Source organism: Methylobacterium sp. 1030 (assembly GCF_040544715.1).
Taxonomy (GTDB): domain Bacteria; phylum Pseudomonadota; class Alphaproteobacteria; order Rhizobiales; family Beijerinckiaceae; genus Methylobacterium.
Genome location: NZ_JBEPKM010000001.1, coordinates 354,464 through 366,625 on the forward strand (window position 1 = coordinate 354,464; position 12,162 = coordinate 366,625).

The 12,162-nt window shown below is 71.8% G+C and carries 10 protein-coding genes; 7 read left to right on the top strand and 3 right to left on the bottom strand.

Annotated features, from left to right (window positions below; all coding sequences use genetic code 11):
• Positions 1-49 precede the first annotated feature (49 nt).
• Together ABIC30_RS01745 and ABIC30_RS01750 are read right to left on the bottom strand one after the other, a co-directional pair.
• Positions 50-1,174, bottom strand: coding sequence for a hypothetical protein (locus ABIC30_RS01745; RefSeq protein ID WP_354453736.1), 1,125 nt, complete (start codon positions 1,172-1,174; stop codon positions 50-52).
• A 77-nt stretch (positions 1,175-1,251) separates the two neighbouring features.
• Positions 1,252-2,208, bottom strand: coding sequence for an antibiotic biosynthesis monooxygenase (locus ABIC30_RS01750; protein ID WP_354453738.1), 957 nt, complete (start codon positions 2,206-2,208; stop codon positions 1,252-1,254).
• 1,137 nt (positions 2,209-3,345) lie between these two features.
• On the opposite strand from ABIC30_RS01750, the gene ABIC30_RS01755 reads away from it, so the two are divergent.
• Positions 3,346-3,828: a nucleoside deaminase gene (locus ABIC30_RS01755; RefSeq protein ID WP_056529845.1), complete on the top strand. Its 483-nt coding sequence runs from the start codon at positions 3,346-3,348 to the stop codon at positions 3,826-3,828.
• Between the two features lie 88 nt (positions 3,829-3,916).
• Complete coding sequence (locus tag ABIC30_RS01760; protein ID WP_354453740.1) at positions 3,917-5,305, top strand: FAD-binding oxidoreductase; 1,389 nt, start codon at positions 3,917-3,919, stop codon at positions 5,303-5,305.
• Between the two features lie 12 nt (positions 5,306-5,317).
• On the opposite strand, the gene ABIC30_RS01765 is transcribed toward ABIC30_RS01760, so the two are convergent.
• Complete coding sequence (locus ABIC30_RS01765; RefSeq protein ID WP_354453741.1) at positions 5,318-6,412, bottom strand: DUF4272 domain-containing protein; 1,095 nt, start codon at positions 6,410-6,412, stop codon at positions 5,318-5,320.
• 465 nt (positions 6,413-6,877) lie between these two features.
• On the opposite strand from ABIC30_RS01765, the gene ABIC30_RS01770 reads away from it, so the two are divergent.
• The 5 genes from ABIC30_RS01770 (at position 6,878) to ABIC30_RS01790 (ending at position 12,056) form a co-directional block, all read left to right on the top strand.
• Positions 6,878-8,998, top strand: a complete 2,121-nt coding sequence (locus ABIC30_RS01770; protein WP_354453743.1) for a M48 family metalloprotease — start codon at positions 6,878-6,880, stop codon at positions 8,996-8,998.
• Between the two features lie 7 nt (positions 8,999-9,005).
• On the top strand, positions 9,006-9,521 hold the full coding sequence (locus tag ABIC30_RS01775; protein ID WP_020091079.1) for a hypothetical protein: 516 nt from the start codon (positions 9,006-9,008) through the stop codon (positions 9,519-9,521).
• A 175-nt stretch (positions 9,522-9,696) separates the two neighbouring features.
• Complete coding sequence (locus ABIC30_RS01780) at positions 9,697-9,972, top strand: CsbD family protein (protein ID WP_020091080.1); 276 nt, start codon at positions 9,697-9,699, stop codon at positions 9,970-9,972.
• 528 nt (positions 9,973-10,500) lie between these two features.
• Positions 10,501-10,818, top strand: coding sequence for a hypothetical protein (locus ABIC30_RS01785; protein WP_246757419.1), 318 nt, complete (start codon positions 10,501-10,503; stop codon positions 10,816-10,818).
• A 65-nt stretch (positions 10,819-10,883) separates the two neighbouring features.
• Positions 10,884-12,056, top strand: coding sequence for an efflux RND transporter periplasmic adaptor subunit (locus ABIC30_RS01790; protein ID WP_042672342.1), 1,173 nt, complete (start codon positions 10,884-10,886; stop codon positions 12,054-12,056).
• The last annotated feature ends 106 nt before the right edge of the window (positions 12,057-12,162 follow it).

The following is a 12,162-nucleotide window of genomic DNA, read 5'->3' on the forward strand; positions in this document are numbered from 1 at the left end:
CCCGCTTCGCAGGGCCCGTCATGTCCCCGACCGCGCCGATCCGGCGGGCTCATTTCAGGTGGTAGGCCACCCCGGCGATCAGCGCCTTCTCCTCGGTGTTGAGCGTGCGCCGCGGGTCGCCCCCGAACTTGTTGTGCCAGTACTGGAACCCGGCGAAGACCTCGACCCGGTTGGGCGTGCCGGCGACGAGCTGCCCGACATCGAGCACGAGATTGGTCTGGGAGACGAATTCCAGCTGGGTGTCGTTCTCGTTGAATCGACCGTAGCGCCCCTTGGGCAGCACGATCGTGTTGAAGCCGGCGAGCGACAGCGGCAGCCCGGTGAACGGCAGCGGGATCGTGTAGGTGATCTCGAATTCCGGCGTCATCTTGAACTCGACGCTGCGGAAGTGCGCGTAGTCGAAGCCCGGCACCGGCCCGTATCCGGCGAAGCCGTTGCGGGAGAACTCCTTGTAGCCCTGGACCTTCAGGTTCACGAACCCGGCCGGCACGTCGAAGGCGAAGCTCAGCCCGAAGGTCCCGGCGCGCTTCTCGGAATCGAAGGTCGTGTCCTTGGTGTTGACGTCGGCCCCGAACGACAGGCCGACATCCTTCACGAAGCCGGGGATGGCCAGGGCCTGCGTGTCGAAGACCTTGTTGAGGCTCAGGACGCCCCGGTAGATCAGGTAGAACTCGGTGGCGCCGACGCCCTCGAACCGGCCAACCTGATTGCCGGCCGGATCCTGGGATCCGGACCGGAGGATGTCGAGGGAGAGCAGGTTGGTGCCGTAGGCCCACGCGTTGGCGTGGAACAGGTTGATGACGGTCTTGGGGACCTCGCGCCCCACGAACTGGCCGTCGGGACGCTGGACCCGGAGGCCGGGCTCCGCCGAGGGTCCCTGGAAGCGATAGCTCACCACAGTGTCGGAGAAGTTGAAGAAGGACGGCGGCGGCGCCGCCATCACGGTGGCGGCCGCGACGGCAAGGGCGGCCTCCTGGCGCCGCGCGCGGGCCGCGGCCGCGACGGGCGTCCCGTCGGCCGCACCCGTCCCCGACGTGGCCGACGAATTGGCCGCGGCCGTGGCCGGAGCGGGCGCAGGCTCGGCGCGGGCGGGCCCGGCCAGACCGACCCCGCAGGCCAGGATCAGCAGGCCGGCCGCCGGGCGCGGGCTCGCCCGGGACACCGACCGGAGCATCGCGCGCCCTGTCCCCGCGCCCGGCCCCTGCCCGCGACGGCGCCGCGCGGGCCGCGACCGCCCGGGCGCGCCGCCGGTCAAAACAGCTTCCAGAACACGAGGATCATGAGCCCGTAGGCGGCGATCAGCAGCGCGGCGCCCTGCAGGTTGACCCGGGTCCGCCGCGCCGGATCCGGCGTCAGCCACCAGCCCAGCCGCTTGGCCGTCCAGGGCACCATCAGCGAGGTGAGCAGCACGCTGAACACGTTGCCGATGAACAGGGCGACCGGGAAATCCACCTTCAGCATGCCGGCCAGGATCGGCGCGCCGACCAGGACGCCCCACAGGAACACGGTCGGGTAGAGGGTCAGCACGACGATCATGTTCATCTTCCACGCCGCGGGCGCGCCCTCTCCGGGCGGCGCGACGTTGCGGAACCACTGCTCGAAGCCGCTCTGCACCGTCCGCGTGTGGAATTCCGCGGTCATCGGCGCCGCCTCGGCGACCAGGGCCCGCCGCTCGGGCGAGGCCATCCAGGTGCGCAGGTTCGCCTCGCTGTCGAAGCGCAGGATCGCGACGTAGTCCTCCTGCACCCCCGGCACGGCCGGCTCGAACCGGTAGCCCTGCATGCCGGGCGCCCGCGACTGCGCGGCCGCGATCTTCTGCTCCCACCGGAGGTAGGCGGCCTCCATGCCGGGCTTCACGCGGGTGCTGATCACCGCGCTGACCGGCGAGGTCCGGGCCGCGCCGGCGTCGTCCTTGACGATGTGGACGTCGTCGCGGCCGACGAGCATCGGCGTGGCGCCCTGGATGCGGGCCTGCCGCTCGGGGGAGGCCATCCAGGTCTTGGCCTGCTCCAGGCTGTGGAACCGCTGCACGATCACCCAGTCCACCTGCAGCGGCGGGCGCGGCGGGATCAGCTGCTGCTCGATGAAGCCCGGGAAGGCCGCGACGACGGCGCTGGTGTCGACCTGCCAGCGGGCGAAGGCGTCCGCGCTCTCCGGCCGGATGGTCGTCTGCGTCACGATGCTGACGGACGATGTGGCACCGCTCATGAACCGACGCGCTTCCGTTGCACGGCTGCCTGCACTCGCGCGTTGGCTTCGCGCGGCCCCCGGCGCCGCGCCCGGTCACCGCCCGGCGGGTCCGGGGCGGTGCCGAGAGGCGCCACCTCCGGCGACCCGGACGGCCGGTCCGTGGACCGCGGCACCGAGGCGGCGGCGGACCCGCAGGGATCTGCCGCGCCGCGGAACACGAGGATAAACAACCGAAAATTGATCTTGCATCGAGCGCCCGCCACTCCATTGGCAGCACTGCTCTGCATGCCTGTATCAGCGGTCAATCTTCGACCGGAGTCAAGACCTCGGCGCGGAGGTCGAATATTTTAATTGTAAATACAGCACGTTCTCTACGGCGATCGTCTTTTAAGCGGAAACGCTTGCACGATATTTATCTTCCGCGCGCGCGGCCCGGAATGCCGGACTTTTTCGGCGCCCGCTCCGCCCGAGCCCCGCCGAGCTGGGACGGAGCGACAATGAAAAGACGGGGCGGAGACGATCGTCGCCGGGCGCGGCGGAGGGTGTGGCGCCGGGTGTGGCGCAGGGTCGGGGCGCCCTGCCATGACGGGACGGATTATTTCTTGTCCGTCCGTCTCAGGCGGGGCGGCGCCGTCCCGATCAGGAGCCGCCGCCGCGACCGCGACGCGCCATATGTGCTGCTCGGATCGGGCCGGAGAGCCTGATCGATCATCTCTTCACGGTCGTTTTATTGCATTTCCCTATATTTACAATTCGACTGCCGACGATCGCGGGCCAGCGTTGACGCGGCACTTCCGCCCCTGTCTATTCTGTCGCCAAGCCGCGGGTAGCCGCTCGTTACTGGCTGACGAACATGCGTTCGCAGGACGCACGGTTTCAGCGGAACGTCCCGATCCGCGCGCGGCCCCGTCGCCGATCCTGCCCGCGCGGCTCGACGGCGGTCGCGCTCCGTGACACCCCGCACCGCTCGGCCGGACCGCGCGGCGACATCGCTCAACCCGAAGCCAATGCCGGTCGGCCGACCCGGAGTTGTTAAGCACGCCGCGCGAAGTCTAGTGCGGTCCGACACAACAATCCGGACCGCCCCTCGATTAAGAAATCTCCGCGGTTCATAGTCCCGACCAACCGACCCGTTTCGCGACGACAGAGGTTCCAATGTCTGACAACCACGAAAAGTTCATGGCCCGGGCGATCGCCCTGTCGGAGAAGACGTCGCTGGTCGACAGTGCCGGCGGCGTGTTCGGCTGCGTGATCGTCCAGGACGGCGAGATCATCGCCGAGGGCGCCAACCGCGTCGTCGCCGAGAACGACCCGACCTGGCACGGCGAGATCGAGGCGATCCGGAAGGCCTGCAAGGCGCAGGGCAGCTTCAAGCTCCGGAACGCGACGCTCTACACCAGCGCCGAACCCTGCCCGATGTGCATGGCGGCCGCCTACTGGGCCGGCGTCAAGAACGTCTACTACGCGGCGCAGGTCGAGGACGCGCTGGAATACGGCGGCTTCGACGACAGCATGATCTACGCCGAGCTCAAGAAGGATGTCGGCGAGCGCTCCATCCCGACCCAGCAGATCATGCGCGCGGAGGCCGTCGAGGTCTGGAAGAAGTACGCCCAGAAGGCGGACCGCGTCCCCTACTGAGGGCCGGATCGCGAGACCGGCCGTCCTGCTCCGCCCGCTCAGGCCGCCGTCGCCCGAGCGGGCCTCCACGCCCGCGCAGTGCCCAGTCATGAATGCTGAGACCTTGAGGACGGCCTGCAAGGGCCCGGTCATCGACGCGGGCGACCCGCAGTTCCGGGAGGCGCTTCACGGGAACCTGTGGAACAGGCTGATCCCCGACCGGGCGCCGCAGATGATCGTCAGGGCCGCCGACGAGGACGACATCGTCGCCACCGTGAAGTTCGCCCGCGCGCACGGCCTCAAGGTCGTCGTCCGCGGCGGAGGCCACAACTGGTGCCAGCCGACCCTGCGCAACGGCGGGATCCTGATCGACCTCGGGAGCCTCGACAGGATCCTGGCGATCGATGTCGCGCAGCGCCGGGCCGTCATCCAGCCGATCGTCAGCAACCGCGACATCCAGAAGGCGCTCAACGCCCACGGACTCGCCTTCCCGACCGGCCACTGCCCCCAGGTCAAGGCGAGCGGCTACTTCCTCGGCGGCGGCATGGCCTGGAACCCCACGGTCTGGGGCTACGGCACCGAGAGCCTCGAGGCGATCGAGCTCGTCACCGCCCAGGGCGAGCGGATCCGGGCCAGCGAGACCGAGAACCCGGACTTCTTCTGGGCCGCGCGCGGCGCCGGCCCGGGCTTCTTCGGGATCGTCACGAAGTATTTCCTCAAGCTCCACGCGCTGCCGAAGGCCATTCACGGGAGCGAGTATTTCTATCGCCTCGAGGATGCGCCGGCCGTCGGCACGTGGCTCGGCGAGGCGGCGCCCACGATCGCGCCGAGCGTCGAGCTGACCCAGTTCCTCGTGAAGGCGCCGCCCGCGCTGGCCGAGGCGGCGGCGGACCGGAACGGCTGGGTCTGCATGGTCACCGCCACCGCCTTCGAGGACACCCCGGAGGCGGCCCGGCGCGTGCTGGCGCCGCTCGATGACGCACCGGTCGCGCCCCTGTCGAGCGCGCGGGTGACGCCCCTCGACTTCGAGCAGCTGTTCGACGCGTCCGGCGCGCTCTTCCCGGAGGGCGTGCGATCCCGGGTCGAGGCCACCTTCTCCAATCACAGCCCCGGCGCGGTGATGGCGGCCATCCTGCCCCTGTGGCAGCGGGCGCCTTCGGCGACCTCGGTGTTCCTGTCGACGATCTTCTGCGGACCCGACGTCCCGGGGCCGCAGCGGAACATGGCCCGCTCCATGACCTCGAAGGTCTATGGCGGCCCCTGGACCATGTGGCACGAGGCGGACGACGATCAGGCCAACGCCGCCTGGCATCGGGCGGTGACCGCCGCGCTGAAGCCGCTCAACATCGGCTACTACATCGGCGAGACCAACACGGTCGAGCAGCCCGAGATCGTCGCCCAGGCGTTCACGCCCGAGAAGTGGCAGAGGCTGTGCGCGCTGCGCGACGAGCACGATCCGGACCGCGTGTTCTTCGACTATTTCGACGGTCTGCGCTGAGCCGCGGCGCGCTCACGTCGGCGTGTCGGTCGCGTCCCAGGGCGTGTCGCGGTCGTTCTGGAATCCGGTCAGCCAGTTCAGCGCGACGTGGCGCTCCGCCACGACGTCGCCGTTGAGCCCCGCGGGGGCTGTCCCCTTCTGCCGCGCCTGCCGGACGACCCAGTGCGCCCGCCACGCGCGGTCCAGCGCCTCCAGGATCTCGCCGGGCGGCCGCAGCCGCGCGGCGTCGGCCGCGCCCGCGTCCCGGGCGAGCGGCGCGACCGCCCGCCAGAGCGCGTCGACGTCGACCGTGGCGTCGCTGTCGGCGATCCGGGCCGCGCGCACGCCGAGCGCCCACAGCAGGGTGTTCGCGGCCTCGTAGCGCCAGGACGCCGCCGCGGCGTCCTTCGGGTCCGCCGCCTCGATCTGGGCGCGCTCGGCCGGCGACAGGGCCGCGAAGCCGGTGGGATTCAGCGTCCTCTGCCCCGGCTCGCGCAGCGTCGTGCCGGCGCCGAAGGCCTGCCCCCAGGCCGCGATGTAGAGCAGGGCCAGAGCCCGCCGGAGCACCTCCGCCGGCGGTCGCAGCGCGAGTTCCGCCTCGCCGAGCGCGGGGGGCATGCCGGCGGGCGGCTTCGGGTCCAGATCCTCCAGGCGCTCCAGGGTCCGGGCGCGGCGCGCGACGGCGTCGGGCGGGTAAGGCAGACGCGCGGCCGGATCCGTCTCGCCCGCGGCCGACAGGAGGAGCGCCATGTCGGGCGCCCGCACGGAGCCGTCGGGCAGGAAGAGGACGGCGTTCGCCGCGAGCGCCCAGGTCTCCACGCGCGGCAGGTCGGACGCGGCGACCGCGAAGCTGACGTGGTTGCGGACGCGCTGCAGGTGGCGCCAGAGATGGTAGCGGAGGGCGGTCATCTGCCCGTCGCCCCGTCCCATGACGTAGCCGATGAACCCGTCGAGATGCGGCTGCAATTCGGGGTCGGACAGGTCCCGCCGGCCGTTCAGCGCGTGGTCGAAGGGGAGCGCGGGCAGGTCGCGCACGGTCGCGTAGGCGTTGACGAGAAGCGGTTCCTCCGGCGCCGCCTCCGCCGGTGCCGCATCGGCGCGTCCGAACAACCGCTTCAGCAGATTCATGGTCTCTCCCTTCCGGTCTTCCCGCGGAGCGGCGCCTCCGAGGCTGGCATCCGCACCGGGCCCGGTCGCGCCGGGCGCGCGAGCGCGGAAGCGGGCGCGCCCAGAGTGGGGCGGGCGCACCGGCCGGGCAAGGCGCGCCGCGCCCGGAGCCCTCGGAGGCCGGACCGCAGCATTCGGTTGACGTGGCCGTTCGGCCGGTTAGAAAACCGGCCGTCGAATCGGTTATCGATCCGGTTGCACCCAATCTTTGTCGCTCGGAAGCTGTAGCTCGACCGCATCTATAGCCTCCTGGACCGAGACTGTTCGCTGCGCCGGCTCGATACCGGGACGCCGACCCGACCGCAATCCTGCCGCGCCCGCCCTGCCGCGCCCGCGTCTCGCCATCAGGAGCCGACCATCGCCGAAGCAGCGCCCCCGCGCGACCGCTCGCGTCCGCGCGCCCTCGCCGGGCTCCTGGCAGCGACCGTGCTGCTGCCGCTCGCGATCCTGCTGATCGGGCTCTGGCAGGGCCAGCGCGGCCTCGACGACTGGCGGGCCTTCGCGGCCGAGCGCGACCGCCTCGGCGCGGTCGTGGCGGATCTGGAGGCGCGGTCTCCGCGGGACGGGCGCCCCGATTTCAGCCTGCAGTTCCGGCACGACGGCCGCCTCTACGGCGGCCCCTACGCCGCGGTGAAGGCCCGCGAGATCCGCGACCACGCGGGGACCCTCGCCGCCGTGATGGACTGGCGGCGCAGGCTGCCGGCGGTCGCGGTCGCGGGCGGCGGAATCGCGGCGGCGCTCTCCGTGCTCGTTCTGCTCGTCGGTGGCCTGCTCGGGCACCTGGGACGCGGGTCGCGCGACGCCCTGGTCCGCGGCTTCTCGCTGGTGCGGCGGCTGCTTCCGCCCGCCCTCGCCGCCCAGATCGTGGCGGCGACCGCCGGCCTCGTCGCGGTGGTCCTGTTCGAGGCCGGGCTGCTCGTCGACGGCGGCCTCAGCGGCGGCGGCGTGAAGCTCCTGGCGATCGCGGCCGGCGCGGTCGGCGCCACGATCCTCGCCGCGTGCGGCGCCCTGATCGGCCTGCGCCGGGCCCTCGTCGCCTTCGCGCCCGACCCGCTGCCGATCCTCGGGCGGCGGATCGCGCCGGCCGAGGCGCCGGGTCTCTGGCGCCTCGTCGAGGCGCTCGCCGACCGGATGGGCGCGCTCAAGCCCGAGGCCCTGGTCGTCGGCCTCACCGAGGGCTTCTTCGTCAGCGCCGGCCCGGCCGTGCTCGAGCCCGGCGGCGCGCGGCTCGACGGCCGGATCCTCTACGTGCCCCTGCCCTATCTCGCCCTGCTGCGCGTCGACGAGACGGCGGCGATCCTCGGGCACGAACTCGCCCACTACGCCGGCGGGGACACCGCCTACAGCCAGCGCTTCCTGCCGATCTACGCGGGCGTCGGGCGCTCCCTCGACGCGATGGCCGAGCGCGAACGCGGCGCGCTCGGCGTGCTCGGGCCGTCGATCCGCCTCGGCCTGTTCGTGATGGAGCAGTTCCACCTCGCCGTGCGCCACTGGAGCCGGGTGCGCGAGTTCGCGGCCGACGCGGCCGGCGCCGCCGTGACCTCCCCCGACGCCTCGGCCCGGGCGCTCCTGCGCTACGGCGCCGCGCGCCCGCGCGTCGTCGAGACCCTGGACGCGGCGGCCGACGCGCCGGAGACGGCCGCCGCCGACCTCGTGGCGGCGGCGTTCGACGGCGCGATCGCGCGCGGCCTCGAGGATCCCGCGGCGCGCCTCGAGGACGAGCAGGCCCACCCGACCGACACCCACCCGCCGACCCGCGACCGCGTCGCGGCCCTCGGACTGGCGGTGGACGCCGACTTGCTCGCCGCGGCCGGAACCGCGCCGCCGGCCCGGGCCCGCGACCAGCTCGCCGCCTACTTCGCCGACCCCGACGGCCTGTGCCGGGCCGCGACGCGGGACTTCCTCGGCGCGGTCCGCGCGCGGGAGGCCGCCGCCCGCGCGCATCTGGAGGCGACCGCCGCGGACGTCGGAACCGAGGAACGGGTGCTGCGCGCCAGCCACCGCGCTCGCGGCCTCGCGCTGTCCGCCAGCGCCGGCCTCTTCGCCGCCGCCGCGCTCGCGCTCGTGCTGCTCCGCGTCCCGGGGCTGTCGCCCTACGAGGCCCGGATCGTGTCGGCCGTGGCGCTGACCCTCGCGGCCGCCTTCGGCGCGGCGGGCGCCTTCGTCCTGTCGCGGGGCGAGCCGATCGCCCTGATCCTGAGCCCCGCGGGGCTGACGGCGCCCGGTCTCGACAGGGTGATCCCCTGGGAGGCCGTCGCCGATCTCGACATGTCGCTGAGCCGCGGCGGCATCGTCACCCGCCTGCTGCTGCCGCCGGGCGCGGACTGGCCGGAGCGGGCCCCGGGGCGACACCCCGTGAAGCTCGACCCGAAGCGCCGCATCGTGACGCTCACGGTCGGACTGCCGCGCCGGATGAAGCCGCAGGATTTCGCCGACCTGATCGCCCGCTACCAGGCCGCGCACCACGCCCGCCGCGCCCTGGCCGAGCGCGCCGCGAGCGCGACCGTCGCCGCCCACACCCCCTCTCCCGAAGCCCTGCCTGCTTGAGGATCGCATGGGATCGCCCGCCAAGCCCGAGACCGCCGAGACCCTGCGCCTGCCGCCCGACCGCGCGAGCTGGACCGTCATCCTGGGCGTGCTGTTCGGCTTCGTGCTGTTCGGCGGCCTCCTGGCAGCCAGCGCCGTCTACACGGCGCCCGTGCTGATCTCGGACTGGCAGGTCCGCGAGGCCGCCCGGCCCGTCCCGAACGCCCGCGTGAGCGACGGCAAGTGCAGCACCAAGCTCGTGTTCCACATCTGCGACGCGACGCTCTCGCTGCGGACGCCCCAGGGCAGCGTGACCCGCCGGGTGAACTACGTGTTCACCGGCCTGCACACGGGCGACTACACGATCGGCGTGATGGCCGACCCGGCGCATCCCGAGTCCGTCACCACCGATCTCGGCCTCGACCGGCTGTGGAACCGGGCGATCACCCTCCTGGCGATCGACGGGGTGATCCTGGCCGGCCTCGTCGGTGCGCTGATCTCGATCCTCCGCAACGGGCGCGCGGCGTTCCGGTCCGCCGCCTGACCGGCCCCGCGCCGGGATCTCGGCCGCGCAGGGCCGTCCGCGCCACGGGACACGCCCGAACCGGCGGACCGGTGCCGTACCGGTTGCCGGTCCGGCGATCCGGTACGTGTGTGTCATTGCGCCGGCGCGGACGGTCGGTCAGACCGCGCTCCCTCGAACCTCTCGGGAGAACCGGATGAGCAGCACCCGCAAGACGGCGCTTCGTGGCGCCCTCCTCGGCCTCGCCCTCGCAGGCCCGGCGCTGGCCGACGACACGCCGACGACGGCGGGCGCGGTCGACCGGCTCAAGGGCCTCGCCAACGAGGCGGTCGGCGGCGCCAAGCGCGGCGTCGGCAACCTGACGGACGACGAGGCGCTGAAGGCCGAGGGACGCGACCAGAAGCTCCGGGGCCAGGCCCAGCAGGAGCGCGGCAAGGCCAAGGACGCCGTCGAGAACGCCCTCGACAAGTAGGCGGACCGGGTCCCGGCCGCGCCATGGCCGGGACCCGGCGCACCGATCGAAACGGCCTCGCCGGCCGGCATGACGGACACCGTCGACGCCTCGGCCTGTCCCGGAGCCGGAGCCACTGGCCGCGCCGGGCGCGACGGACAGCGCCAGGCTGGCGCCGGTGCCCGCGGCCCGAGCGATCGTACAGTTGCCCTGCGTACTCGCCCAATCGACCTATTACGCGGGAAAGCTCTCATTATTTTAGCAAACGTTCCAATTTTTCATTCTATCTTACTCACTTGGCAGACATCACAGAAATCATACGGCCGCTCTGCCGGACGCCACCGCTTTAGGTAGTGCGCCGTGGTTGATAACGATTTTTGCTGCAACAACTTAACCGCGACATATGCTATCGATACAGGATAGGCGACCGAATCGGGCCGGTCTTGAGTATCGAACCTGTATTGCTGCAGGGCACGGCAACCGTGTGGGGCCGCCAGAACAAGGATCGACCGGACCGTCCGGTCGACGCGACGCGCGGGTGTGCCGATCATGATGTTTGCTGTCCCCGCCTTGCTGTTGGAGCTGGCGTTGACGACGCCGGTCTCGGACAAGATGCCGGTCTTCGACGTTCACGGCAGCTGCCGAGCGGCGACGACGGCGATGACCCTCGATCCCGTTCGGCAGAAGCTCTGCCTCCAGGACGAGGGGTCGGCCCGTGCCGAGGTGGCGAAGAAGTGGTCCAGCTTCCCGGCGGTCGATCGGACGCGCTGCGCGGCGGAGGCCCAGCTCGACGGCCTGCCCAGCTACGTCGATCTGCTGGAGTGCCTGACCCTCGCCCGGGAAGCCAAGGCCGAGGACGATCAGTAGTGCGCGTCAGGACCGAGACCGAAGACCGTCCCGTAACGCTCTCAGGTTGAGGGTCGACCGTGCCGATCGTGCTGCAGCTTCCCGGATCCCTCCGTCTCCTCGCCTTGGCGGCCATCGCGGGCCTCGCCGCCGGTTGCCGCGATGCGAACCAGTACGTTCCCCCACCGCCGCCGACGGTCTCGGTCGCGCAACCGCTCGTGCGCACGGTCACGCGCTACTTCGAACTCACCGGCAACACCAAGGCGTTCGCGGCCGTCGAGCTCGAGGCACGGGTCCAGGGCTTCCTAGAGGCGATCACCTACAAGGACGGCGCCGTCGTGAAGAAGGGCACGCCGCTCTTCTCGATCCAACGCAACACCTACGAGGCGCAGCTCAAGCAGGCGCAGGGCGCCCTGGCGGCGCAGCAGGCCGCCCTAGCGAATGCCCAGTCCGAGTATCAGCGCCAGTCCACGCTGGGCCGGCAGGAATTCGCCTCGCAGGCGCGCGTCGAGGACGCGAAGACCAAGCAGGACCAAGCCAGCGCCGCCGTCATGGAGGCGCAGGCCAACCTCGACATCGCCGCCATCAATCTCGGCTACACGCAGGTCTCCGCACCGTTCGACGGCGTGGTCACCAACCACCTCGCGGATGTCGGGGCGCTCGTCGGCATCAGCGGACCGACCAAGCTGGCGCAGCTCGTGCGCATCGATCCGCTCTACGTCTACTTCAACATCAGCGAGCAGCAGGTGCTGCTGGTCAAGGAGCACCTGCTCGCCACGCACCGGACGCTGGGCGACCTATCCAGGATCCCGGTGGAGATCGGCCTGCAGACCGAGACCGGCTATCCGCATGCGGGCAAGCTCGACTACCTCGCGCCGCAGGTCGACCCGTCCACCGGCACGCTGATGGCGCGGGCGCTCATCGAGAACGGCGACCACGCGCTCCTCCCGGGCCTGTTCGTTCGGGTCCGGGTCCCGGTCGGGCGCCAGGACAAGGCCCTGCTGGTGCGCGACGACGCCATCGGGACGAACCAGCAGGGCAGCTACGTGCTCACGGTCGGCGCCGACGACACGGTCTCGCAGCGGGTGGTGACGCTCGGGCCCCGGGACGGGCGCTACCGGGTGATCGAGACCGGGCTCGCACCCGGCGACTGGGTCGTCACGGACGGCATCCAGCGGGCAATCCCAGGGGCGAAGGTCGCGCCCCAGAAGGTGGCGGTGGCCGAAGCCTTGCCCGACCCGGCGCCACTCCCGCGGTGAGCCGTCGTCCGGAAGTCCCGGCGCTGCCGACGAGGCCGACACGCCCGACGATCGGACAGTGATCTCCGCCACCCCGCGTCCCGCCCTGGCGGCGGGCCGCCCCTGA

Bases quoted from the DNA above. Each gene is read 5' to 3' on its own strand.
- ABIC30_RS01745 (WP_354453736.1), bottom strand. From the start codon at position 1,174: ATGCTCCGGTCGGTGTCCCGGGCGAGCCCGCGCCCGGCGGCCGGCCTG.
- ABIC30_RS01750 (WP_354453738.1), bottom strand. From the start codon at position 2,208: ATGAGCGGTGCCACATCGTCCGTCAGCATCGTGACGCAGACGACCATC.
- ABIC30_RS01755 (WP_056529845.1), top strand. From the start codon at position 3,346: ATGTCTGACAACCACGAAAAGTTCATGGCCCGGGCGATCGCCCTGTCG.
- ABIC30_RS01760 (WP_354453740.1), top strand. From the start codon at position 3,917: ATGAATGCTGAGACCTTGAGGACGGCCTGCAAGGGCCCGGTCATCGAC.
- ABIC30_RS01765 (WP_354453741.1), bottom strand. From the start codon at position 6,412: ATGAATCTGCTGAAGCGGTTGTTCGGACGCGCCGATGCGGCACCGGCG.
- ABIC30_RS01775 (WP_020091079.1), top strand. From the start codon at position 9,006: ATGGGATCGCCCGCCAAGCCCGAGACCGCCGAGACCCTGCGCCTGCCG.
- ABIC30_RS01780 (WP_020091080.1), top strand. From the start codon at position 9,697: ATGAGCAGCACCCGCAAGACGGCGCTTCGTGGCGCCCTCCTCGGCCTC.
- ABIC30_RS01785 (WP_246757419.1), top strand. From the start codon at position 10,501: ATGATGTTTGCTGTCCCCGCCTTGCTGTTGGAGCTGGCGTTGACGACG.